Origin of the sequence: Leptotrichia sp. HSP-342 (assembly GCF_041199995.1) — a bacterium.
Taxonomy (GTDB): Bacteria; Fusobacteriota; Fusobacteriia; order Fusobacteriales; family Leptotrichiaceae; genus Leptotrichia; species Leptotrichia mesophila.
Window position 1 is genome coordinate 236,314 of record NZ_CP165646.1, and the last position, 25,616, is coordinate 261,929.

General features: G+C 29.8%; 19 protein-coding genes and 8 tRNA genes. 19 read left to right on the forward strand and 8 right to left on the reverse strand.

Going from position 1 to position 25,616, the window contains the following annotated elements; translation table 11 throughout:
- The first annotated feature begins 581 nt into the window (after positions 1-581).
- The gene (locus tag AB8B23_RS01140; protein WP_369713069.1) at positions 582-2,195 is read left to right on the forward strand and encodes a CTP synthase; all 1,614 of its coding nucleotides are present in this window, start codon (positions 582-584) and stop codon (positions 2,193-2,195) included.
- 897 nt (positions 2,196-3,092) lie between these two features.
- On the opposite strand, the gene AB8B23_RS01145 is transcribed toward AB8B23_RS01140, so the two are convergent.
- From AB8B23_RS01145 to AB8B23_RS01175, 7 genes are all read right to left on the reverse strand, one after another.
- Positions 3,093-3,353, reverse strand: coding sequence for an HPr family phosphocarrier protein (locus AB8B23_RS01145; RefSeq protein WP_021744810.1), 261 nt, complete (start codon positions 3,351-3,353; stop codon positions 3,093-3,095).
- 122 nt (positions 3,354-3,475) lie between these two features.
- Entirely contained in the window at positions 3,476-5,107 is a 1,632-nt protein-coding gene (locus AB8B23_RS01150) for an Rqc2 family fibronectin-binding protein (protein WP_369713070.1), read from the reverse strand.
- 23 nt (positions 5,108-5,130) lie between these two features.
- Positions 5,131-5,793 carry a MarR family winged helix-turn-helix transcriptional regulator gene (locus tag AB8B23_RS01155; RefSeq protein ID WP_021744808.1) on the reverse strand — a complete coding sequence of 221 codons (663 nt, stop codon included), beginning with the start codon at positions 5,791-5,793 and terminating at the stop codon, positions 5,131-5,133.
- Between the two features lie 162 nt (positions 5,794-5,955).
- Positions 5,956-6,588, reverse strand: a complete 633-nt coding sequence (gene rpe / locus AB8B23_RS01160) for a ribulose-phosphate 3-epimerase (RefSeq protein ID WP_369713071.1) — start codon at positions 6,586-6,588, stop codon at positions 5,956-5,958.
- A gap of 37 nt (positions 6,589-6,625) precedes the next feature.
- Positions 6,626-7,480 carry a ribosome small subunit-dependent GTPase A gene (gene rsgA, locus AB8B23_RS01165; protein WP_369713072.1) on the reverse strand — a complete coding sequence of 285 codons (855 nt, stop codon included), beginning with the start codon at positions 7,478-7,480 and terminating at the stop codon, positions 6,626-6,628.
- 121 nt (positions 7,481-7,601) lie between these two features.
- A complete protein-coding gene (locus tag AB8B23_RS01170) occupies positions 7,602-8,552 on the reverse strand; it encodes a PASTA domain-containing protein (protein ID WP_021744805.1) in 951 nt (316 codons plus the stop codon).
- An 812-nt stretch (positions 8,553-9,364) separates the two neighbouring features.
- Entirely contained in the window at positions 9,365-9,544 is a 180-nt protein-coding gene (locus AB8B23_RS01175) for a hypothetical protein (protein ID WP_369713073.1), read from the reverse strand.
- A 712-nt stretch (positions 9,545-10,256) separates the two neighbouring features.
- Here AB8B23_RS01175 and AB8B23_RS01180 point away from each other — a divergent pair.
- The 8 genes from AB8B23_RS01180 (at position 10,257) to AB8B23_RS01215 (ending at position 20,038) form a co-directional block, all read left to right on the forward strand.
- Positions 10,257-11,378: an SIMPL domain-containing protein gene (locus AB8B23_RS01180; RefSeq protein ID WP_369713074.1), complete on the forward strand. Its 1,122-nt coding sequence runs from the start codon at positions 10,257-10,259 to the stop codon at positions 11,376-11,378.
- Positions 11,379-11,416: 38 nt separating this feature from the next.
- Positions 11,417-12,478, forward strand: a complete 1,062-nt coding sequence (locus AB8B23_RS01185) for an SIMPL domain-containing protein (RefSeq protein ID WP_369713075.1) — start codon at positions 11,417-11,419, stop codon at positions 12,476-12,478.
- Between the two features lie 342 nt (positions 12,479-12,820).
- Positions 12,821-13,597 (forward strand): ABC transporter permease, encoded by a 777-nt coding sequence (locus tag AB8B23_RS01190; protein ID WP_369713076.1) that lies wholly within the window; start codon positions 12,821-12,823, stop codon positions 13,595-13,597.
- Positions 13,587-14,171, forward strand: coding sequence for an ATP-binding cassette domain-containing protein (locus AB8B23_RS01195; RefSeq protein WP_369713077.1), 585 nt, complete (start codon positions 13,587-13,589; stop codon positions 14,169-14,171). The genes AB8B23_RS01190 and AB8B23_RS01195 overlap by 11 nt, the downstream gene beginning before the upstream one ends.
- Positions 14,172-14,234: 63 nt before the next feature.
- Positions 14,235-15,233, forward strand: coding sequence for an ABC transporter substrate-binding protein (locus AB8B23_RS01200; protein ID WP_369713078.1), 999 nt, complete (start codon positions 14,235-14,237; stop codon positions 15,231-15,233).
- Positions 15,234-15,518: 285 nt separating this feature from the next.
- Positions 15,519-16,928, forward strand: coding sequence for a sucrose-specific PTS transporter subunit IIBC (locus tag AB8B23_RS01205; protein ID WP_369713079.1), 1,410 nt, complete (start codon positions 15,519-15,521; stop codon positions 16,926-16,928).
- Between the two features lie 71 nt (positions 16,929-16,999).
- Positions 17,000-18,598 (forward strand): alpha/beta hydrolase-fold protein, encoded by a 1,599-nt coding sequence (locus AB8B23_RS01210; RefSeq protein ID WP_369713080.1) that lies wholly within the window; start codon positions 17,000-17,002, stop codon positions 18,596-18,598.
- Positions 18,599-18,784: 186 nt separating this feature from the next.
- Complete coding sequence (locus AB8B23_RS01215; protein WP_369713885.1) at positions 18,785-20,038, forward strand: Glu/Leu/Phe/Val family dehydrogenase; 1,254 nt, start codon at positions 18,785-18,787, stop codon at positions 20,036-20,038.
- A gap of 137 nt (positions 20,039-20,175) precedes the next feature.
- Here the strand turns inward: AB8B23_RS01215 and AB8B23_RS01220 are convergent, their stop codons facing one another.
- The gene (locus AB8B23_RS01220) at positions 20,176-20,475 is read right to left on the reverse strand and encodes a YciI family protein (protein WP_369713081.1); all 300 of its coding nucleotides are present in this window, start codon (positions 20,473-20,475) and stop codon (positions 20,176-20,178) included.
- Positions 20,476-20,717: 242 nt separating this feature from the next.
- On the opposite strand from AB8B23_RS01220, the gene AB8B23_RS01225 reads away from it, so the two are divergent.
- The 10 genes from AB8B23_RS01225 (at position 20,718) to AB8B23_RS01270 (ending at position 25,244) form a co-directional block, all read left to right on the forward strand.
- Positions 20,718-23,198 carry an AMP-binding protein gene (locus AB8B23_RS01225; RefSeq protein WP_369713082.1) on the forward strand — a complete coding sequence of 827 codons (2,481 nt, stop codon included), beginning with the start codon at positions 20,718-20,720 and terminating at the stop codon, positions 23,196-23,198.
- A gap of 350 nt (positions 23,199-23,548) precedes the next feature.
- Positions 23,549-23,636 (forward strand) — tRNA-Leu (locus tag AB8B23_RS01230).
- Between the two features lie 12 nt (positions 23,637-23,648).
- A tRNA-Gly gene (locus AB8B23_RS01235) sits at positions 23,649-23,724 on the forward strand.
- Positions 23,725-23,730: 6 nt separating this feature from the next.
- Positions 23,731-23,806: transfer RNA gene (locus AB8B23_RS01240), tRNA-Lys, on the forward strand.
- 17 nt (positions 23,807-23,823) lie between these two features.
- Positions 23,824-23,900, forward strand: a tRNA-Arg gene (locus tag AB8B23_RS01245).
- A gap of 3 nt (positions 23,901-23,903) precedes the next feature.
- Positions 23,904-23,980, forward strand: a tRNA-Ile gene (locus AB8B23_RS01250).
- A gap of 13 nt (positions 23,981-23,993) precedes the next feature.
- Positions 23,994-24,068 (forward strand) — tRNA-Glu (locus tag AB8B23_RS01255).
- An 83-nt stretch (positions 24,069-24,151) separates the two neighbouring features.
- Positions 24,152-24,238, forward strand: a tRNA-Ser gene (locus AB8B23_RS01260).
- A 4-nt stretch (positions 24,239-24,242) separates the two neighbouring features.
- Positions 24,243-24,318 (forward strand) — tRNA-Phe (locus AB8B23_RS01265).
- 749 nt (positions 24,319-25,067) lie between these two features.
- Positions 25,068-25,244: a hypothetical protein gene (locus tag AB8B23_RS01270; protein ID WP_369713083.1), complete on the forward strand. Its 177-nt coding sequence runs from the start codon at positions 25,068-25,070 to the stop codon at positions 25,242-25,244.
- Positions 25,245-25,616: the final 372 nt, after the last annotated feature.

Genomic DNA, 25,616 nt, shown 5'->3' on the forward strand with positions numbered 1-25,616 from the left:
GGATATTCCTTTTAAGTTTTACATAAATAAAATTTGTTTAAAAGAGGTGAAAATTTTTTTTTTCCTCTTTTTTTGTGGGAAAAACAACATAATTATTTAAAAATATAAATAGAAAAATAGTTATTGTTTAAAAATGAGAATAAATTTTATAATAGGGTTGTTCAATAGCTAATTCCTAATCATTCAACTTTTTTATTTTCGTAGGATTGCTCATTGCCGCAAATCCTACAACCTATGGCTAGTCTACGACATTTTTCTGCACTGGCAAAAAACTCGCTATGCTCAAACAGTTTTGCCAGCACAGAAAAATGCTCCGACGGATTAGTTTATACTAATCTCTATTTAAAAAATGAAAATTATATCTTAAATTACTTGAAAATATTAGGTTTATATCTTTTATTAGAAAAGTTTATAATAGATTTATTATTTAAATGTGGATTAGTATTAATCAGAATAACTAAAATATAAAAAAAAATTAATAGAATAGTTTAAAAAATAATAGACTACTAAATTAAGTGATATTTTATAAAATTGCCAAAATATTTAAAACTGAATAAATAAGAATAGAAATAGGAGGAAAAATGGATAGACAAAATAACACGACAAAATATATTTTTGTCACAGGTGGAGTTGTTTCATCGCTTGGAAAAGGAATTGTGGCTTCTTCTTTAGGAAGATTGCTAAAAGAGAGAGGATATAAGGTTACAATTCAGAAATTTGATCCATATATAAATGTGGATCCGGGAACTATGAGTCCTTATCAGCATGGGGAAGTTTTTGTTACAGAAGATGGAGCAGAAACTGACTTGGATTTGGGGCATTATGAAAGATTTATTAATGAGAATCTGACAAAGTATAATAATTTGACGACTGGAAAAATTATGTCAAAAATTATTGCAAAAGAGCGTCGTGGGGAATTTTTAGGAGGGACTGTACAAACTGTGCCTCATATGACAGATGAAATTAAGTACAATGTTATAAAAGCTGCTGAGGAGAATAATTCTGATATTGTAATTACTGAGATTGGTGGGACAATTGGGGATATTGAAAGTGACCCGTTTATTGAAGCAATTCGTCAACTGAAAAGAGAAGTTGGAAGAGAAAATATTGCCTACATTCATGTAACATTATTGCCTTATTTAAAAGCAGCAGGAGAATTGAAGACAAAACCTACACAACATAGTGTAAAAATGCTTCAAGGGCTTGGAATCTCGCCAGATGTGATTGTAGTGAGAAGTGAACATCCTGTTGATGAAAATATTAAGAAAAAAATCTCGATTTTCTGTGATATTGATGAAGAGGCGGTTATTGAATCACTTGATGCTAAAAGTCTTTATGAAATACCATTAACTATGGAAAAATTAGGACTTGCTGATGTAATTTGTAAACATTTTAAAATAAAAAATGAAAAACCGTTATTGACTGAATGGACTAAAATGGTAGAAAAATTCAAAAATCCTAAAAAGATTGTAAAAGTAGCAGTTGTTGGAAAATATATTGAATTAAAAGATGCTTATATCAGTATTCATGAGTCAATCGAGCATGCTGGGTTTAATCTTAATACAAAAGTTGAAATTGATTATTTTAAGGCTGGAGAATTTGATGTGAAAAAACTGGCTGATTATGATGGAATTTTAGTGCCGGGAGGATTTGGTGACAGAGGAGTAGACGGAAAAGTTGAAGCGATAAAATTTGCAAGAGAAAATAACATTCCATTCTTTGGAATTTGTCTTGGAATGCAAATGGCTTGTGTCGAATTTGCAAGAAATGTACTTGGCTATAAAGATGCAACTTCGACAGAATTTGAAAAAGACACTCCATATCCAATTATAAGTCTTATGGAAGAACAAAAAGGATTAAAAGATATGGGAGGGACAATGCGTCTTGGAGCATATCCATGTGTGTTAAAAGACGACAGCTTGGCTGCAAGTGTTTATGGAAGAACTGAAATAACTGAAAGACATAGACATAGATACGAATTTAATAATGCTTATAGAGAAGAATTTGAAAAAAATGGAATGGATATTGTAGGATTATCTCCAGATGGAAATTATGTGGAAGTAATAGAAATAAAAAACCATCCATATTTTATAGCATCACAATACCATCCAGAATTTAAAAGCCGTCCAAATCGTCCACATCCATTGTTTAAAGGCTGGATAAAAGCGGCATTAAAAAAACGAAGTGAAAAATAATAATAATTAATTGAAAAATAAATTAAGCAGGAAAATTTGTATTAATTAGGAGTTTTTCTGCTTTTTTTATAAATTTTAAAATAATTCGATATAAAACTGCTTTAAAACTGAATTCAAAAGTTATGACTATTTTAATCAAACCTTAAATTTGTATAATTTTTAGTAGTTTAATTTTAAAAAGATTTGAGTATAAAATTAAGAAAAAACAATTATTATATTATCTTCCGTTTAAAAATGAGAATAAATTTTTTATAATAGGGTTGTTCAATAGCTAATTCATAAGCTGATTCCTAATCATTTAAATTTTTAATTTTTTCTTTTCGTAGGATTGCTCATTGCCGCAAATCCTTATCTTGCAATAAAGATTTATCCTAAGAATCAAAATGTATGGCAAGATTGCTACGCAACACCTATGGCTAGACTACGACTTTTATTTACCCAACTTCGAAACTCCTCCTTTCAGTCGTCAAACAGTCGCAGTTGAACAAATAAAAGCTCCGTCGGTTTATTAAATTATATTTTAATTATTTTGAAATACTAGGTTTTTATCCTTTATTGGAGAAGTTTGTAATAAATTCGTTATTTAAATAGGATTTATAGTAAAATTGCTTTAAAAATAAACTCAAAAGTTATGACTATTTTAATCAAACCCTAAATCTATATAATTTTTAGCAGTTTAATTTTAAATAGGTTTGAGTATAGTATAAGAAAAAACAATTATTAAACAAAACAATTCAAAATATAAATTCACAGAATAGTTAGTATGAAAATAAATAACAAATAAAAAAAGACGATCTTAAAAATAAGAAAGTCTTTTTTTCTAGTTCAATAAAACATATTTTCTATAACAAATCTATAAAAAACAATATTTTTATTTCACTTAATTACTACAATTTATTAGTCTCTGATAGTTGCTAATAATTCTCCTAAAACTTCAACTGCTTGATCAGCATCAGGTCCTTCAGCATGAACTGTAACTTCTGAACCATTTTTGATCCCAATTGATAATAGTTTTAATAAAGATTTTCCGTTTACTTTTTTTCCTTCATTTTCAACTTCTACTGTACTTTCAAATTCTTTTGCTTTAGCAACAAATACTCCACCTGGTCTTGTATGTAATCCTGTAGGATTTGTCATAGTAACTGTTTTACTTGCCATTTATTTATCCTCCTTAATTATATCTCTATCTTAATTTTACAACAGTTTTCGGTATTTGTCAATAAGTGTGAAAACATTTTTTCTGTTAGTCAGTCAAACAATATTTTTTATTTTTAAAAAATTTACTGAACTTCGATTAATAGAGAGTGAAAGTTTGTATAAATAACATTTCCTGGTTTACTATTTTTTATTTTTTTTACAAATTTTCTTTCACAGTAATCAACAGTAACTTTGTCGCCTTTTTTCGCTTTAGAATACTCACAGGCAAGGTTTGCAGCATGCAAAAGAACATCGTTTGGAAGTTCTTGATTATTTCGTAAAATAAGGACATGACTTCCAGGAATATCCTTTATGTGCAACCAAATGTCATTCGGTTGTCCTTTGGAAAAGGAAATTTCCTCGTTTTCCTTATTGTTTCTTCCAATAAAAATTTGAAAGCCTTTGTAGTCAAACGACAATAACTCACGTTTTTTCGGTTTGTTCAATTTAATTTTATTTTTTGATTTATTTCCATTATTTGTTAAATTCAGTTCATTTTCAATTTCTTCAATTCCAATAAAATCATTTTCTTTTTCGATAAACATTATTATTTCTTCAAAATATTTTATTTCATTTTGAATATCTAAAAATCTAGAATTTAAGGCGGAAATAGTTCGTTTTCCCTTATTATATTTATTATAATAAAAATTCAGATTATCGTTTGGAGATAAGAGCGGATCCAAATTTATTGTAATTTCCTGATTGTTATAAAAGTCAAAAACTGTAACTTTTTTCATTCCATATTTTATTTGGTGCATATTTGCTGCCAAAATATCCCCGATATTTTTATAATTTTCAAAATTTTCATTTTTTTTCAAGTCAACTTTTATATTTTTTTCAATTTTTTTGAATTTTTTTATTTGAGAATCAACATATTTTAGCAAGTTTTTCTTTTTTTCGCTAATAACATTGGAAGTAATAGTTGTTTTAAAATAAGCATTTAAACCATCATTTACGGTTTCAAAATATTTTCTTCCATTTTTTAAATTTGTATTTTCCTTTTGGCTAAATTCAGAAAATTCGTTGTAAGTTAGCACTTTTTGAATTTTTCTACGATTTATGATTTCATACATTACTGGCTTATAGCCAGATAAATATTTTTTGAAAGTATCATAATTTTGTGAACACTCTAGTGCAAAAGCACGTCCGACACCTTCAATTTTTTCCATAAAAGATTCTGTTTCAAATGGAAAATTTTCAGCTTCTAGATATATAGGTGAAATCTTTTTTTCCTCAAATGGCAATGTATATTTCGCGCCAGTCATAATAACACGGTTCCCAACATCAATTGAAGTAAAATAAAGAGCAGACAAAATTTTGTCCTTGCTAGTCAGAAAAATATTGCTCGCTTTTCCCATAATCTCAATAATTAACGTATATTTTTCCACATCTCCAAACTGATTTAACTTCTCGAAGTCAAAATAAACAATCCTGTCAAAACCTTCTTGACGGATATTTATCAAAATTGAATTTTGCAGATATTTTTTTAATGACAATAAAAATTTTGACTGAAAATTAGTATTTGGATCTTTTTCATCTTTTAAATAAAAAATTGTTGAATTGTCTTTTACTTGAAAAATTAAGTTATTTTTTCCAAAAAAGAGTGAAAATGAAACTCTGTCATATTGGAAAATCTTTGTCAGTTTATATCGTAATATTTTTTCTTTTATTTCTTTTATCAAAAATGAAATCCCAATTCCATCTAAATAAAGCATATTTCACTCCCTTTCTACAACTTTTAAAGCGTATTTTTTCTAACCATGATATTTTCTGCATCTTCAATATTTAAAACTTTTTCATCCCCATCAACAATTAAAGTTATTAAATATTTATCAATATTTAAAATTTTTATAAGTGATTTTATCATAACGCCTTTTTCGTTTAGATATTTTCTAATTGCAGTACTTCCTTTGATAGAAGAGACTTGCACTAAATCATTTTTTTCAAAATTTAAGATTGATTCGGGTTGAATGTCTTTTTTGACTTTATCTAGGTTTTTTACGATTCTTTCAAAAACTTCGATAAATGTGTCCAGTTTTTTTTGTGGAATATCATCTGTAATTTTTTCTAGAATGTTTGAGTGAAAATCTCCGTGATAGTTTAATGCAACTTTTCCTTTTGAAGTTAGTTTTACAAAAACTTTACGCCTGTCGGTATCTGATCGGGAACGTTCCAAAAATTGCTTATCAGTCAGCTTATTTACTGCAACTGAGGCAGTTCCCATTGTAATGCCCAATTTATCAGATAATTCATTCATTGTAATTTCATTTTCTCCAATAGCTTCAATAATGTGAAGTTCAGATGTAGTCAAACATTTAATTACCTGATTTAAATTTATTTCTTCAATTTTGTAATATGTTTTATAAAATTTGTCTAATAGATTTTCTATTTTTTCATACATTTTATCTGTTCCTTTCTTCTTTTATTTACAATTTTTTATTTTATCTGTTTTTTCATATTTTTTACATTTAATCTTTTTTTATATCTAATAGATAGATAAATAATTTTAGAATTTGAATAAAGCAGACATAATTTTTGAGTTCAATTTTAAGATACTTTTACATTATTTCAGGGAATCAATTTTTTCTTTATAATTTCCGCTAAAAATATAGGAACCTGCAACTAGCACATTTGCCCCAGCTTCTTTTACCAGCTTAGCAGTTTTGTCATTTATTCCACCATCCACTTCAATATCAATGTTTTTATTAATTTTTCGCAAATCTTTTATTTTCTGTATCATTTCAGGAATGAATTTTTGCCCGCCAAAACCGGGATTCACAGTCATAATTAGAACCATATCAATGTTATCCAGGTCATATTTTATAACATCCAGCGGAGTAGATGGATTTAATGCGACACCTACTTTTTTTCCAAAAGATTTTATTAACTGTATTGTTCTGTTCAAGTGCTTTGTAGCTTCGGCATGGATTGTGATTATGTCTGAAAAATCAGCAAAATCTTTTATTAAATAATCTGGTTCGTTTACCATCAGATGTACATCAAACACAAGGTTGCTATGTTTTCGTAAAGATGAAATGACAGGAGCTCCAAAGCTGATATTTGGAACAAAATTTCCATCCATAACATCTAAATGCAGGTATTCTGCTCCAAGTTTTTCCACTTCTGTGATTTCTTCCCTCAGTTTACTAAAGTCTGCAGCAAGTAGCGAAGGTGCTATTATAATTTTTTTATCCATAAAAAATCAACTCTTTTCTTTAATTAAATGTCAGGTTTTAGGTATATTTTAAAAATCGTATATTTTCAAGCGAGTATAAATAAAAATCATACCGTTCTTTTGAGATATTGCCATTTTCTATATTTTCCTTAATTGCACAATTTGGCTCATTTACGTGAATACAGTCTCGAAATTTACAGTCAGGAATAAATTCGAGAAACTCTGGAAATAATTTTTCCAGTTCTTTTTTTTCTTCCAGCTTAGGAAAATCAAGTGTTGAAAATCCTGGCGTGTCTATTATGTATGAATGTGGAGCTGGCATAAAAAATCGACTTTCTATCGTAGTATGTCGTCCTTTTTTAGTTTTCTCGCTAATATCGTTTGTAGTTAGTATTTCTTCTCCAATTAAAGTGTTAATAAGCGTGGATTTTCCAGCTCCCGACGGTCCTGAAATTACAACAGATTTTTCATTTATATATTGTTGTAATTCGTTAATTCCAGTATTTGTTTCAGTTGAAATTGGGAAAATAGAAATTATATCTTTAAAAATTTGTTTAAATTTATTAAAGAATTCCTCCAGTTCTTCTTTTGAAACTAAGTCAATTTTAGATAATATGAGTACAACTGGAATATTTTGAGAATTTGCATTTAAGAGCATTTTCTGAAAATTTGTAAAATCAAAATTTGGACTTTTTATTGCAAATAAAATACCGATAAAATCAATATTTGCAATTAGTGGACGATATAAAAAGTTTTCTCTTTTTTCAATTTTTTCAATAACTTTTTCCTTTTCGTCAAATTCTACGCAGTCTCCAATAACACAATTCATTTTATCATTTTTCACTTTTAATGTTCCACGTAATTTACATTCATAAATATTTTCTTCATTCAAATTTTTGGAATTTTCATCCAAAACATAGTAAAATCCTTTTATTTTTCTAATAACTTTTCCTTTAATAAAAATATTTGGGAGAAATTTTAAAATAAAAATTCAAAATAACTCCCATCTCCTTTCTAAATTTTTGCTGTTTTAGCTATTCGTCACCGTCATCGTCACTAGAATCACTATTATTTCCTCCGCCTTGTGTATTGTTACGTGGTGAAGATTGAGTGTTTCCATTATTTTTTTGTTCAGTACCTTGCTGATCTATTTTGTTAATTGTATTATCAATAATTCTTTCAATTTCCTGATTATCTATTTCTTCTTGAGATTTATTAATAATTTCCTCTGTCGATCTTTCACGTTTTTTCGGAGCTGCTCCAGTATTTAATACAATTGATACCTTCTGTCCTCTCTGAATCTTAGTTCCAGCTGCAGGATTTGTAGAAATAATCGTATTTACAGGCAATGTTGGGTCACTTGTACGTGAAATATTTCCAATATCAAGTCCAATTTGTTTTAACAATTCTCTTGCATCATTTAAGTCAAGTCCTATTATATTTGGCATAACTGATGGATCTACCATTTGCTGTGAAGAAACTAGTATTGAAATTTTTTGGTTAATTTCAAGTTTTGTACCTGGTTTTGGATAAACTCCCAAAATCGTATTATATTTCTGATTAGACGGGTAATAATCAATCGTTTCAATCTGAATATTTTGCCCTTTTAATCGAGATCTTGCTTCAAGTAGTTCCAGTCCAATAATATTAGGTACTTTTACATCTTCTCCGTTATTTACCCAGATTCTTATAACTCTGTTTACTTTAACTTCTTTACCCGGACGTGGATCTTGGTTATAAACCGTATCCAATGGTACTTTTTCTGTTTTAGAATTAATAACTTTGACTTTTAACCCGGCTTTTTTCAAATATTTTACAGCATCCTTTTTATTAAGGTTCATAACATCAGGAATAACTGTAAGTCTAGTGTTAAAAAAATGACGTTCAAAAACATCCTTACCAAATCTTATTAATGCCACTAAACAAAGCAGTACAATAATAGTTCTAAAAAATTTTCCATAATTAAATTTATATTTTGTGGCCATTTTTCACCTCGTTATTTTTATTGTTAATTCTTTACTCTATATAATATCATAAATATTGAAAAAATGATATAAATTTATTTTTTTAGATTGTAATTCGTCTTTTATATTTTTTAAGAAATCTTACCTAGAAGAAATTGATTTATGTGACATATTACAAAGCGTAGTTTATACAAATATGGAATTTAATCTAATACAAGATAACGAAGAATTAAATGATGTTAAAAAGGTGACAGGCAAAATAGAGATGAAATTCTATAACAATTAATTTGGTAGTTTTGTAAATCTAATTTTTAAGTATCCATACAAGATTTTCATGATAGGGTTGTTTAATAGCTAATTCGTAATTATTAAATTAAATTATTTTTTATATATTTTAATTAATAAATATTTTTTCATATTATTATGTTTTTTCTTTTTCTTTTCGTAGGATTGCTCATTGCCGCAAATCCTACAACCTATGGCTAGTCTACGACATTTTTCTGCACTGACAAAAAACTCGCTATGCTCAAACAGTTTTGCCAGCACAGAAAAATGCTCCGACAAATTAATTCATACTAGAATCTATTTAAAAGGTGAAAATTATATCTTAAAATTACTTGAAAAAATTAGGTTTATATACTTTATTAATTAGAAAAGTTTGTAATAAATTTGTTATTTAAATGGGAAATAGTATCAGACAGAATAGAAAAGAATATTTACTCAAAAAAAGACAGGAGTACATTCCCCTGTATAGGAAACCCCTGCCTCTCTGTATATATTTCATAGCTTTTAAACCATTTTCATCCATCTTATCTTTTCCATGTCACATGTATCTAATAGACTCTGTTTCCGTATCTATCCTTGCAGTAATAATATCCACTAGAATCCTTAAAACATCTTCTACCTTCTTCTCTTCTTTCCTGTTCCGCTTCTTTCCATAGGGCAATATCACGTGCACTGCATCCTATAATTGCCACAGTAAGTATAATCATAAGTAAAATTTTCTTAAACATTTCATATCATCTCCTTCTGTTTTAAATATCTATGTCAAATATTTATTCTGTTTTATGTATTAACTATTTGTGTTCTTTTTATATTTTTATTATACAATATTTTAAGTTGGAATACAAATTGCTTTTTCTATTTCTGAGGAAAATTCAATAAAAAATAAAATTATATCTAAATTACAATGTAATTTAAAATATTTTGATAAAAAACGAATTGCAATTTTTTTAAAACATAGTAGATATTTTATTTGAGATTTGTACTTTAATACTAAACTCCATTTAAATAACGAATTTATTACAAACTTTTCCAACAAAGGATAAAAACCTAATATTTCAAAATAATTAAAATATAATTTTTTTGTTTTAATAAACCGACGGAGCTTTTATTTGCCCAACTACGACTGTTTGACGACTGAAAGGAGGAGTTTCGGAGTTGGGCAAATAAAAGTCGGAGTCTAGCCATAGGTTGTAGGATTTGCGGCAATGAGCAATCCTACGAAAAGAAAAAGAAAAAAACTAATATTAAATAAAATAATCTAATACTAAATCTCATTATAAAATAGAAACGGTATTAAGGACAAAAATTTTTAATTCTTTTGATTAATTTTATTTTGAAATAAAAATAAAAACCCTCATTTAATTTTAATATATGTATGTTATACTTATACAAAATATAAGAATTTTTAAAAAATAATAAATAAAAATTATGGAGGGAAATATGAAAAAGATAGCAATTGCACTTTTTTCACTTATGAGTATTCTTTCGTTTAGTGCGAATGAGAATATTGTGAGAAAGATAAGTGTTACTGGGAATGCAGAAAGGGAAGTTATGCCTGATTTGGCAAAGATTAACTTTAAGATTGAGGAAAAGGGGAGTAACTTGAGTCAGACGACTAATGAGGTTAATAAAAAAATTGAGAAGTTTAAAAGTGAATTGAGAGCTAGGAAAATATCGCTTGAAAATTTGGAAACAAAGGCATTTTATAACAGGAAAGGGAGCGAATATCAGAATGATGAGGATATTCTGGATGTGAAAACTGTTCCAAATAAGACTGTCAAAAAGACTGATAAAAAGCCAACTTCTTATGATGTAAATATGTCAATGCTGGTAAAAAATACTGATTTTAACAAGATTTCAGCATTGATTGACTTGGAAGACGGGGATAATTTGCAAAGCATTCAGAAAAATTTTGATGAAAATACATTTGCATTTAACATAAATGAAAACGGAACAACGGTTGATCAAGCCTTAAATAAAGTGTTTAACAAACTTAATACTTCAAGAAGAAAACTGATTTCGGCTGGAATCCCTGAAAGTGATATTATTTTAAGTGATTATACGATAAAAGAAAATTATACAACAGATAACAAAAATTCAAGAAAAGATGTCTACTATGTTACAAACGAGTTTGTGCTTACGACAAAAAATATAAAGGAGCTTAATACAATAATTTCAATTGCTGATAATAATGGAATAAATATAAATGGCTCAATTAACTTTGACTTGTCAGACAAAGACAGAATTGAGTCAGAAATGTATAAAGATGCATATAATCAGACAAAACAGAAGGCAGAAAGCATTTTGCGTTCTAGTAAAATGAAATTGGGAACACCGATTATCGTGAGTGAAGATGTGGAATTTCAGCAAAAGATGATTGACAGGATTGATCAAGACTGGGAAGTGAAGTATGAAGCGGCAGCGGCACCGATTGCGATGGAAGAATATTCAAATAGTGCTGATATGCGAAAATCGAGAACAGCAGGGAGAGTCGGAGTTGATTACACTCCAAAACCACTAAAATTAACACAAAATATTTCAGTTATGTATGAAATGAAATAAGAAAATAATTTGAAATTGAGAAAGAAAGGATTTTTAAAATGAAAAGAATAATAGCGTTACTTATGACAATTTTTTCAGTATTATCATTTGCAGATGGTGAAGTTGCTGGAAAAAGAATACAGGTTAGAGGGGTTTCAAAGAAGGAAATTGCACCAAATTCGGCAAAAATTGATCTTACGATTCAGACTGAGAATGAAAGTTTGGATAAGGCGAGTGCGGAAAATGCACAAATTCTGGAAAGATACAAAAGATTGCTTGCTCAAACTGGCACAAAATATAACAAGATTAATTCAACAGAGTATTCCACTTATGAAACATATAACTGGGACACAGTTGTTGAAAATAAAGGAAAAAAGGAATATCAGACAAAACTTTCAGTAGAAGTTGACAAAATCTCACTTGACACATTAAAAAACTTTATGAATGTACTTGCAAATGAAAAAGTTTATTCTCTAAACAGAAGCAAAAACGGCACATATATTTTCACTATCGAATCTCAAAATGCAACAAGCAAGCAGGCTTACCAAAATGCAATGTCAAAATTTAACGACATTCAGCAAAAATTAAATAGAGTTGGAATTTCAGCAAGCACAGTAAAAATCGCAGGATACGACAACAAAGAAGTGAGCCTTGAAAAAAACACAAACAACAAAAAAAATATTCAAGTTGTTTCACACCAAATAGAAGTTGAAACAAGAGATTTGAAAAATCTAGGAAATATCATAAATGTAGCAAGTGCATTGGGAATCGGGGCAACTGGACAAATTAAATACGACATTGACAATAAACAGCAATTAGAAAATGAACTTTACGAAAATGCTTATAAAGAAGCCTTGAAAAAAGCACAAGTTATTCTTGGAAAAACAGATTTAAACTTAAAAAATCCTGTAACAATAACGGATAAATCAAACGAAGTTATCCAGCCTTACTACGATTACAACTATAATTACTATAACAAAGCAAATTACGCAACAAATGTAGTGCAATTAAGAAAAAGTGATAGAGAACTAATTGACGAGTCTACAAGAAGAAATATCGTAATTTCTCCAAAAAAATTAAATATTTCAAAAACTGTCTACATTGAATTTGAAATGGACTAGTAAGTTTAAAAGTTAATCTGGCAATAAGTAAATTCTTTATAATTGAGGATTACTGCATCTTGAATATAAGATTGGAGGTGCAGTTTTTTATTTATTTAAGAGAAAAAATTATTCTTGATGTTTGATAATATCTGATTTTTACTAATTTTTCATCTATCTCTATTTGTACATAAACATTTCCTAAAATAGTTTTATAATAAAAATACTTGAAAATCAAAATAAATAGTGTTAAAATATACTAATATTATTTTAAAGTTAAACTTAAAAATTATAATAATTCTATTCTAAAGTTTGATTTTGAATAGTTTTAAATAAATAATTAAAAATTGAGAGGTGTGCTGTATGACAAAAAATAAGATCAGGCTTTTTAGTCTTACACAGATATTTGCAGTAATATTTTGGCTTATTGTGTGGTTTGTGACTTCAAGGATAATTAATCAGGAACTTATACTTTCTTCTCCTTTGGAAGTTTTACGAAAAATTGAGGAATATATAAAAGAAGCGGATTTTTGGAAAACTGTGCTCTATTCCTTTACGAAAATATCGTCAGGATTTTTACTGGCTATACTGCTTGGAACTGTGCTTGCTGTGTTGTCATATCGATATGAAATAGTAAAAATTCTGTTAAATCCTTTAATAACTGTTATAAAGTCAGTTACGGTAGCATCTCTGATTATACTTTTTCTTGTCTGGTTCCAGCCCGAAAGACTGTCTATTATAATTTCAATATTTATGGCGTTTCCCATAATATATACAAATGTCTTGAAAGGACTGCAGGAAGTGGATAAAAATTTATTGGAAATGGCTAAAATATTTCGCATTACAATTTTAAAAAAGATTGTGTATATTTATGTTTCGCAAGTTATGCCTTACTTTGAATCGGCTGGAACATCTGCTCTGGGACTTGCATGGAAAGCTGGAATTGCGGCTGAAGTTATTGGGCTGCCGAAAGGTTCGATTGGAGAAAGCCTTTATGAATCAAAGATTTATCTGAATACTGAAAATTTGTTTTCGTGGACAATCGTTATAATAATTTTGGGATATATTAGCGAAAAAATATTTTTGTACATTATCAGGTACTGTATAGCAAAAATAATGGGAGATACCTATGAATATTAATATAAATAATCTTACTAAGAAATATGGAAAAAAGAAAATTTTTAAAAATTTTTCTTTGGAAATAGAAGTAGGAAAAGTAACGGCTCTTATGGGGAAATCAGGATTTGGAAAGACGACTCTTATTAGAATACTGATGGGGCTGGAAAAGTACGACGAAGGTAAAATCACAGGACTTGAAAACCAAAAAATTAGCACCGTTTTTCAGGAGGATAGATTATGTGAAAATCTATCAGCGATTACAAACATTTCGATAGTTTGTGGAAAAGAAACTTCTATCAGGGAAATATCTGCCGAACTTGAAAAAATAGGATTAAAAGAAAGCCAAAACAAACCTGTAAAAACTCTTAGCGGAGGAATGAAAAGACGTGTGGCAATTATAAGATGCATAATGGCAAAATCTGATATTATAATATTTGACGAGCCGCTTAAGGGGCTGGATGAGACAACCAAAAAAAATGTCATTAGATATCTAAAGGAAAAAATCAGAGGAAAGACTGTTATTATAGTCACTCACGATATAGAAGAGGCGAGACAGCTTGACAGTACGATTGTAAATTTGGAAAAATTTAATTAGTTTGTTAAAAGGATTGTGCGTTATCCTAAAATAACATAAAATTTATATTTAGAGGTGGTAGAAATGAAAAAACGACTTTTAGTGATTTTAATTTCAATTTTAATGTTGATTATTCTTATTGGATGTGGAAACAAAAAGGAGAATGAAGTCAAAGAAAAGGCTGAACAGGGGAAAATCAAGGTAAAAGCCTTAAAAGGGCCTCCAGCTGTAAGCATGGTAAAATTATTTGCAGACAATGAAGCAGGAAAAACTTCAAACAAATATGAAACTTCTATTATAAATTCAGTAGATGAAGTTGTTGCAATAGTTGCAAAAAAAGATTATGACATAATCACTATACCATCAAACCTGGCTTCTGTTATGTACAACAAAACTAATGGAGATGTAAAAATTGCCTCCATACTGGCATTAGGCATTAATTATATAGTCGGAAACAATGATACTGTAAAATCTATTCAAGATTTGAAGGGAAAAACAATATATACCTTTGGAAAAGGAGCAACTTCTGAAATTGTCTTAAATTATGTACTAAAAGGAAATGGACTAGAGCCAGGAAAAGATGTGAAAATAGAATTTAAGTCTGAAGCTACAGAAGTTGCTGCAGTTTTAGCAAGTGAGAAAGATGCTATCGCAATGCTGCCTGAACCTTTCCTGTCATCAGCGCAAGTTAAAAATCCCAAATTAAAGGTACTTATTTCTATGGGCGATGAATGGGACAAAGTAAAAGGAACTCTGCCAAAATCCCAAATTTCAGGAGTAGTTATTGTAAGAAAAGAATTTGCAGAAAAAAATCCTGAAGCAGTAAAAAACTTCTTAAAAGAATATCAGGAATCAATACAATTTCTAAGTGCCAATCCTAATGAAGCTGCAAAACTGACTGGAAAATATGGAATCGTTCCTGAACCTGTCGCAAAAAGAGCCATCCCAAGAGCGAATATCACATTTATTGCAGGAAACGAAATGAAGGAAAAAATGACAGAATACTTAAAAATACTATATAAAGCTAATCCAAAATCTGTTGGAGGTAAATTGCCAAAAGACGATTTTTATATCATAAATTAATTTTTTTGGTTGCTTTTACAAGGCAGTCTTTTTTCAATAAAAAATTTTAGAAATAAAACTTTTTATAAATTTAATTCTAAAACATCAAAATTATTAAAATGTTTCTCTTGATATATGATTTGTAATAATTAATGATTTTATATTTTTTAATCTTATTTTTAGAATAATATTAATATATTATTGTAATTTAAGCAAATTTATAGCTTTTTTCTAAAATAGTATTGACTTTTAAAAAAAATAAGGTATAATTAATGTTATTGTTAAAAAATTGTAAAGGAGATGAAAATGGCAAAAAGTTATGAAGAGATAGCTAAAGAAGTGATAGAAGCTATTGGAGGAAAAGAAAATATAAGTTCATTTGCACATTGTGCAACAAGACTTAGAATTATGGTAGTTGACAAGGATAAAATTGACAAGGACAAGGTAGATAATATTGAAAAAGTAAAAGGAACAATGTTTAATTCAGGACAGTTTCAAATAATCTTTGGAACAGGGACTGTAAATAAAGTTTATGAAGCTGTTCAAGGACTTGGAGGAGTAAGTGAATCTTCAGTATCCGATATGAAAAAAGAAGCAGCTAAACAAGGTAATGTTATTCAAAGAATTTCAAGAACATTTGGAGATATTTTTGTTCCAATTATACCAGTATTGGTAGCAACAGGATTATTAATGGGACTTCGTAATGTAATAACTAACCCAGATTTTTTAAAATTATTTGGAGCAACACCAAAAGGAATAAACGAAAATTTCTTGTTATATACTAGAATATTGACGGATACAGCATTTGTTATTTTACCAGTATTAGTTGCATGGTCTTCATTTAAAGTCTTTGGTGGCTCGCCAGTATTAGGAATTGTTTTAGGAGCAATGTTAATTAGTGGTGAATTACCGAATGCTTACGTAGTAGCTGCTGGTGGAGCAAAACCATTAACATTCTTTGGTTTTTTACCAGTAGTTGGATATCAAGGTTCAGTATTGCCTGCATTATTTGTAGGTTTGATTGGTGCAAAATTAGAACAAAGATTAAGAAAAATTGTACCAGATGTACTAGATTTATTAGTAACGCCGTTTTTAGTATTTGTAGTAATGAGTGTGTTGGGACTATTTGTAATTGGTCCAGTATTCCATTCAGTAGAAACTATTATATTGGGTGTAACTAGATGGATTTTAGGATTACCATTTGGAATAGCGGGAATTGTTATTGGTGGAGTTCATCAAATAATAGTTGTAACAGGAGTTCACCACATATTTAATTTCTTAGAATCACAACTTTTAAATACTCCAGATCCAATTACTGGAGAAAAATTAAATGCTTTTAATCCATTAATTACAGCAGCAATGTCAGGACAATTAGGAGCAACTTTAGCAGTAGGATTAAAAACAAAGGATCTTAAATTAAAAGCATTAGCATTCCCTTCAGCTTTATCAGCAGCATTGGGAATTACTGAGCCAGCAATTTACGGAGTAAATCTAGTAAAAGGTAAAGGTAAACCTTTTGTTATGGGGCTTATTGGTGGAGCAATAGGAGGTTTCTTTGCTTCAGTATTTAAACTTAAAGCAACAGGAATGGCTGTAACAATTGTACCAGGAATGTTATTATTCTTAAATAGCTTGCCACTTTATATTTTAATGGTAGCAATTTCAATTGGAGCAGGATTTGCATTAACATATACAATGGTAAAACTTGATAAATAACAAAATTTTAGCGGGAGTCTTTAACTCCTGCTTTTTTTGAAAAATACCAAAAATAAGGAGAGTGGCTGTTTATGAAAAAAGATCTAGTAATAATTTTATTTATTATGCTAATTGCTGGAGTAATTGGAAATGGGGCGACACGTGGTAATAGAAAGAGAGTTAGCAGGAAAAAAATTCGAAATGTGAAAGTGAGTGAAAAAACTGTGGATTTATCCAATTATGACGGGATAAAGAAAATTAACATTTTTGTACAAGGTTTTGAGAGCGGGCCTGCTGTGAGCAAAGTTATTTTTGAAATGGCTGATTATAGAATTACGAATCTTGATAAAAATGATTGGAAAATAAAAACAAATGGATTTGAGCGAAAAGTAATGAATGTGTATGTTTCGGATAAGAAAGGAGAGAAAGCCTTTGATACTGGGATTGTTACACTTGAATTAGAAAATAAGTTTAGTCCAGATACATTGAAGTACGAAGGAACACCGTTTGAATACAATACAGAGAAATTTTTTAATGAATGGGTAAAAGGATATGTTGTGGAAATCAATGGGAAAATTACAGTTAATGGAAAAGATTATTTGGTCAGTAAAAAAGAGGATGTAATTAATAATAGAGTTTCGACTGATACAGAATTGTTTAATTATAGAAGTTCATTTAGTGGAGATTATAAAAACCCAATTACTAAAAAAATAGAAAATCTAAAACTGGAAATGGCGGCTTATGAGCCTGAAAATTTTAAATTGGGAGCAAAAAAGCCTTTAATCATTTGGCTTCACGGACAAGGGGAAGGTGGAACAGATCCTGATATTGATATTCTGGGTACAGAAACTTCGGCATTTGCGAAAGAGGAAATTCAGAAATATTTTACTGCAGGAGGAACTGATACAAAAGGAGCATTTGTTCTGGCTGTACAGTCGCCAACTTACTGGATGGATGAAGGCGATGGGACTAATGGAAATGGAAGTGGAAATTCGAGATACACTCAAATTTTGATCGATACAATCAAGGAATATGTAAAGCATAATCCGTATGTCGATGCAGGCAGAATTTACCTTGCTGGAGATTCAAATGGTGGATACATGACTGTAAATATGATAATCACTTATCCAGACTATTTTGCAGCGGCAGTACCGATTTGCGAGGCGTATGCTTATCACGAATATGTGAGAAATAGCGATGGAACTTATAAAACAAACAATATTAAAGTTTTGGCAGGCGTAAAAAACAGTGCAGTCTCAAGATTTGTAGAAACTAAAAAACTATGGGTAACGAATGAAAAAATTCAAAAGATGAAAAAAACGCCAGTGTGGTTTATTGCCGCAGCAGATGATGCGATTGTTACACCGAAAAAATTCTCACTTCCAACGTATAGAGATTTATTAAAGGCTGGAGCGGATAATGCATGGTATTCGTATTATGAAAATGTAATTGGGACAGATGTGCCAGATTCAAGATTTCCTGGACATTTTTCGTGGATATATTTTTTGAATAATCAAGTGGAAGGTGTGCAGAACAGGGATAAAATAAAAAATTCCAAAGATACCGAAACTTTCGGATTTGAGCCAAGTAATGCTGGAAAAGGTGGGAATGAAAAGGCTAAAGTTAATGGGAAAACATTTGGAAATATATTTGAATGGATGAATTTTCAGAAAAAAAGTAATAGAAAATAAAATTTTTTGAAGTATTTATTTTGTACGATAAAATATATAATTGTAAAACCTCAAAATGTTAAAAATAACACTTGTTGTGCAAAAAATACTTGCAATTTTGTGTAAAATTGTAGTATGATGTAACAGTAGAGAAGATTTTTAATGGATAAAAATCGAGATAGACTAGAGAAAAGTGAGGTAGAAACGATGGCAAAAGAAACATTAAATCCGTTTGAGATTGCTCAAAAACAAATCAAATCAGCTTGTGATAAATTGAATGCAGATCCAGCTGTTTATGAAATTCTAAAAAATCCTATGAGAGTGTTAGAAGTATCGTTCCCAGTAAAACTAGACGACGGAACAGTTAAAACATTTGTAGGATACAGATCTCAACATAACAATGCGGTAGGGCCTTTCAAAGGTGGACTTAGATTCCATCCAGATGTAACAAAAGATGAAGTAAAAGCGCTGTCTACTTGGATGACATTCAAATGTTCAGTAGCAGGAATCCCTTACGGTGGGGGAAAAGGTGGAATGGCAATTAACCCTAAAGAATATTCTAAAGCTGAGTTAGAAAGAATTTCTAAAGGTTTTGCAAAAGCAATTTCACCAATCATTGGAGAAAAAGTTGACATACCAGCTCCAGACGTTAACACAAATGGACAAATCATGTCATGGATGGTTGACGCTTATGAAGAAGTTGCAGGAAAATCAACAAAAGGTGTATTCACAGGAAAACCTTTAGAATTTGGAGGATCTCTTGCAAGAACAGAAGCTACAGGATACGGAGTTCATTTAACAGCTAAAAAAGCATTAGAAAAATTAAACATTGATGTTAAAGGAGCAACATACGCTGTACAAGGATTTGGAAATGTTGGGTTCTATACAGCTTACTACGCACACAAAGATGGTGCAAAAATTGTAGCATTCTCAAATACAGATGTTGCAATTTACAATGAGAATGGAATTGACATGGAAGCTGTAATTAAAGACTTTGAAGAAAATGGACGTATTACAGCAAACAAAGGTTACGGAAAAGATATTACAAATGCTGAATTGTTAGAATTGGAAGTTGATGTTTTAGCACCATGTGCTTTAGAAAATCAAATTACTTCTGAAAACGCTGACAGAATTAAAGCAAAAGTAATAACAGAAGGAGCAAATGGACCAACTACTCCAGAAGCTGATGAAATCTTATTCAAAAAAGGAATTATAGTTATTCCTGACATTCTAGCAAATTCAGGTGGAGTTGTAGTTTCATACTTTGAATGGGTACAAAATTTACAAAGTTACTACTGGCCATTTGAAGAAGTTCAACAAAAAGAAGATGCATTATTGTCAACAGCATTTGAAGATGTATGGAACTTAGCGAATGAATACAAAGTAGATTTAAGAAATGCTGCTTATATGAAGAGTATCGAAAGAATTTCAAAAGCAATGAAATTAAGAGGATGGTATTAATTTTTTAAATTCTTGATTTAAGTTAAATACAAAAATAAAGAACCTATTTCTATTTTATTTGATTATAGAGTAGGTTCTTTTTTTTAATTAAGGTGTTAGATAATTTAAATTCTATGATTGATAATCTAAATTAATAATTATTTTTCTTGTAATTTTTTTAAATCTTCATCAAATAGTGCAGGTGTAAATTCAGTTATTAGAGTTTCTATCAAATTATTCTTGTAATACGGATCTTCTTTTAATATTTCCTCAAGTTCTGATTTTGTTACATTATATGCTAAAATAAGTCCGCCAGTTGGTGGATTTTGTCTCCCTCCAGCCATAAATTTTCCAGCATCAATATTTTTTTGAATAAAATTAAAATGTTCCTGTCTAAATTTTCCTACTTCTTCAAGCGATTTTGTATAAGTTGTAGATATAACAAAAATTGGTTTCATAGTTTATTTTCCTTTCTTAAATTATTTTTTTCACGCTATTATAATTATATTTTACAGTATATTTCAAAATAATCAATAAAAATATTTAATTTGTTAATAAAACTATAGTAAAAATGGCTTCCAAAATTATATTTTAGGAACAAAATTTTTTATATACAAAGTAATGTGAAATTGAATTTTATTTATGATTATGGTATACTAAATTGAATTTTGGATATGCCAATAAAAAGAGGAGGCAAATTATGTTTTTAGAGAGAACGGAGCGACTGGCATTAGTTGACTTTGACAATAAACATATTAATTATATTGATTTGATAAATAATATAAAGTATTTTTCTGAATATGTAGTTGAACTGGAAAAAGAAAAATTTGGGCTGATTGTTATGGAAAATCGTCCAGAATGGATTTACAGCTTTTTTGCAGTATGGGATAAAAAATCAGCTGGAATAGCCCTTGATGCTAATAGTAATTCAGATGAAATTTTATATGTACTGGAAGATTCACACCCAAATGTAATTTTTTGTTCAAATGAAACAGAAGGAACTATTTTTGAAGCAGTTGAAAAATATAGTTCAAAAAATACTGTAAAAGTAATAAATGTGGATAAAATTACAGTTGAACAGGAAAAAATGAATGTTATAAAAAATATGCAGTTTGAGCTTGAAAATCCAACTGGAGATGAAACAGCGGCTATGCTTTATACTTCAGGGACAACTGGAAGTCCAAAAGGTGTAATGCTGTCTTTTAATAATTTAAATACTGAAATGGAAGGACTTTATGAAAAGGGAATATTTGATCATAGAGATCAGATCTTAGCAATATTGCCGTTTCACCATGTTCTGCCATTGACAGCAACTGTACTTTTGATGTTAAAATATCAAACTTCAATTGTATTTGTAGAAAAAATTGCAAGCAAGGAAATATTTGATGCGCTTGAAAAAAATAGAGTAACTGCAATAATAGGTGTTCCGAGAGTATTCAAGCTATTTTATGATGGAATAAAGCAGCAAATTGATGCAAAATTTATTACACGATTTATTTACAAAATGATGAGCAATGTTAAATCATTGAAGATAAAAAGAAAAGTCTTTGCAAAAGTCCATAAAAAATTCGGTGGACATCTTGACTTCATTGTTGTCGGTGGAGCAAAAATGGATCCTGAAATTTCAAAGTTTTATGAAACATTGGGATTTTATGCCCTTGAAGGTTATGGACTTACAGAGACCTCACCAGTTATTGCTGTAAATTCAAAAAAAGAAAGAAAAATTGGAACAGTTGGAAAAAAATTATGCAATGTGGATGTAAAAATTGTAGATGAAGAATTGTGGGTTAAAGGACCAATTGTTATGAAAGGTTACTATAACAAACCTGATAAGACGGCAGAAGTTATTACTGAAGACGGATGGTTCAAGACAGGAGATTTAGCAACAATTGACGAAGAAGGATATGTTACAATTCGTGGAAGAAAAAATACAATGATTGTCCTTTCAAATGGTAAGAATATTGACCCTGAAACGCTTGAAAATAGAGTAATTGCACAAAGTAATGGATTAATCAAGGAAATTGGTATTTTTAATTACAAGAACAAGTTAGCTGCAATAATTGTTCCAGATTTATTAGAGCTTAGAAAACGTGGAATTACAAATACAAAAGCCTACATCAAAAATATTGTAGAGGACTATAATTTAAAGGCACATAACTATGAGAAAGTACTTGATTACAAACTGTTTGAAGAAGAACTGCCAAAAACACGTGTTGGAAAGACACGTAGATTTATGTTGCCAGATTTATACGAAAAAAATGAAATCGTAAAAAAAGAAAAAACACCTGAACCTACAGACGAAGCATATAAGATTTTAAAAGAATATGTCAAGAAAAATAAAGGGATTGAACCACAGCCCGAAGAAAATTTGGAACTTGAAATCGGAATGGATTCACTTGACATTGTAGAATTTTTTGCATTTATAGAAAATAGTTTTGGAATTCAGCTAGATGAAGAAAAATTTGCTGAAATGCCAAATCTGAAACTATTATCAGAGTACATTAATCAAAAAGCAACAAAATTTGAAGATAGTGATGTAGACTGGAAACAGATTATAAATGAAACAAAACCTATACAAGATGATAAAAACCGATGGGTAACAAAACTGTTGAAAGTATTTCAGCCAATAGTTGACTTATATTTCAGAGTAAAAAAAGTTGACAGAAAAAAATTAACAGACAATCCACAAATCTTTGTATCAAACCATCAAAGTTTTATAGATCCATTGATTTTAGGATCACTTTTTCCAAATAAAATTGTTTTTAATACATTGTTTTTAGCAATTGACTGGTATTTTAAAAAAGGTGTAATGAAACTTCTTGTTTCAAATGGAAATGTCGTTTTAATTGATATTAATAAAAATATTAGAAAAAGTGTAGAAGAAATAGTTGGATATCTAAAAAGTGGTAAAAGCATCGTAATTTTCCCAGAAGGAGCAAGGACAAAAGATGGAAAAGTTGCTCAATTTAAAAAAGTATTTGCTATAATTGCAAAGGAACTAAATGTGGATGTTCAATGTCTTGGAATAAAAGGAGCATTTGAAGCATATTCAAGATACATGAAGTTCCCAAAACCAAAAAAAATCGAAGTAGCAGTGCTGGAAAAATTCTCGCCAGAAGGAAGCTATGATGAAATTACACAAAAAGCAGAAAAAATTATAAGAGAGTATGTTGAGAACTAATAAAAGTTAGTACAAGAGAATGTCTTGCAAGATAGAAGAATCCAATTGTAAATTTTATATATCTGCTGTTTTATAAAATCAGTAAAAATAATATTTTTTAATTTTTATAAAATATATGATATTTAGTCAGTAAAATTATTTCTAGGTGTGAGACATTCTTTTATTGCAAAAACAAGAGAAAGAACGGCAAGCCTTAGTTTTTGTTATATATTTTAGCGTTGTATTTGAGTATGCGGTAAACCCAAATGAGAAAATAAGAAAAATTTTAAAAAAGGTGTTGACAATAAAAATTAATTATGATATACTAATTGAGTACTTGTGAGTTGAAAAAACAACAAACATCTATAAATGCCTTGGTGGCGAAATCGGTAGACGCACAGGACTTAAAATCCTGTGGGAATTTATCCCGTGCCGGTTCAAGTCCGGCCCGAGGCACCATAATCATATTATGCGGGAGTAGCTCAGTTGGTAGAGCGTCAGCCTTCCAAGCTGAATGTCGCGAGTTCGACCCTCGTCTCCCGCTCCAAAATATGAGCCATTAGCTCAGTCGGTAGAGCACTTGACTTTTAATCAAGGTGTCACTGGTTCGATCCCAGTATGGCTCACCATTTAAATTTAACCATATGTGCCTGTAGCTCAGTTGGATAGAGCAACGGCCTTCTAAGCCGTGGGCCAGGAGTTCGAATCTCTTCAGGCACGCCATATGGATCCATAGCTCAGCTGGTTAGAGCACTCGGCTCATAACCGAGCGGTCGCTGGTTCAAGTCCAGCTGGATCCACCATTGAAAAGCTTGTGCGGCCTTCGTCTAGTGGTTAGGACCTCGGGTTTTCATCCCGGTAACAGGGGTTCGATCCCCCTAGGCCGTACCATTTATTTTTTTTAGAACCATGATTTAAAATTATGGTATTTTTTTTAGAAAATTTATAACATTCAATTATCTAATTAAAGTTGTGGGTGGATGTCCGAACGGCTAAGGGACCGGTCTTGAAAACCGGCGAAATCGCAAGATGTCTGGGTTCGAATCCCAGTTCACCCGCCATTATGCCCAGATAGCTCAGTCGGTAGAGCAAGGGACTGAAAATCCCTGTGTCCGTGGTTCGATTCCGCGTCTGGGCACCATTAGAATAGCTAGAAATGTGATATATAGTGCAAGTCAGTGTTTATGCTGAATTGCACTTTTTTCTTTTATTTATGGTACTTTGCGGTTTTATCCTGTCTTAATCTGTTTCTATTTATTTCAATACATTAAAAATTTATTGGCAACTTACTGGCAACTTATTGGCAACTATTCTAATAGACTAATTTATTTATGACATCTCTTAATTCTTTAATAGTCCAATGAGTATATACGCCGTCTGTAATGTCTTTTTCCCTATGTCCAACAATTTTTTTTATTTTTGAAGCTGATTCATTTTTTAAACGTCGCATTTTAGTTATAAATGTGTGCCTAATTGAATGTAAATTACCCGAAGTATTGTATAAGGAAAATTCCTTGCTCTTTGCCAGTATGTTCTCTAGTCACAGATGGTACTTTTTGCAATATCGTATTCAAAGTCAATATTTTTGATAATTCTATAGTCACCGTAATATGAAAGCATAATTACAAGTCTGCTAAAGACGGACAGTTTCGGCGGGTATCTGCCTCTTAAAATATACTTCATTTAGAAGTTTTAACATTTTATCAAAGGTCTTTTTTTATACTAAAAATTTTCTGATAGAGTTTTTTTATTCTTTCAACATTATTTACTATTTTTATTATCAGTTATTATACCTTGATATTATTCTTTAAGGTTATCGAACAGTTTTATTATAGAAATATTGGAAAAATACAAGATATTAAATGAAGATATAGAAATAGATGGGATTAAATGAAATGTAAAAAAAATAAAATACAGATAATATTATCAGTAACTACAACAAGTTGTGAAAAACCTGAATCCAAAAAAAACTATACAGTAGTATTAAATAAAGAAGAATGCAAAAAAAGAGTTACTGAAATAATTAATAATAAAAATTTTTTTCTAAAGTTGAAAAGAAAAGAGTAAAATATTCTCAAGATGGATTAGTAAATCAAGCAGAATTCTATAGTTTGTTTCAAGATAAATCTATTGAAAAGGATTAAAAAATTATACTTTAGAGTATAAAAAATTTGCACATGGATATAAAGAATAAATAAATTTTTTGTAACAATTAAGAATGTCTAAAAGGTATATTTTATGTATAAAATAGGCATAAACAAAGGGTTCTGTCAAAGGTAAAACTAAAGATAGATACACTAACTTATAAGTTGTATGGGGTATAATACTGTTGACAGTTGGGGAGGATGTATAATCTTCAATTGTTAAATATAGCAATTTGATTTAGAAATTTTAGAAACAAGATTGTAAAGGAGATTTTTTAGAAAAGAAAGGTGATTA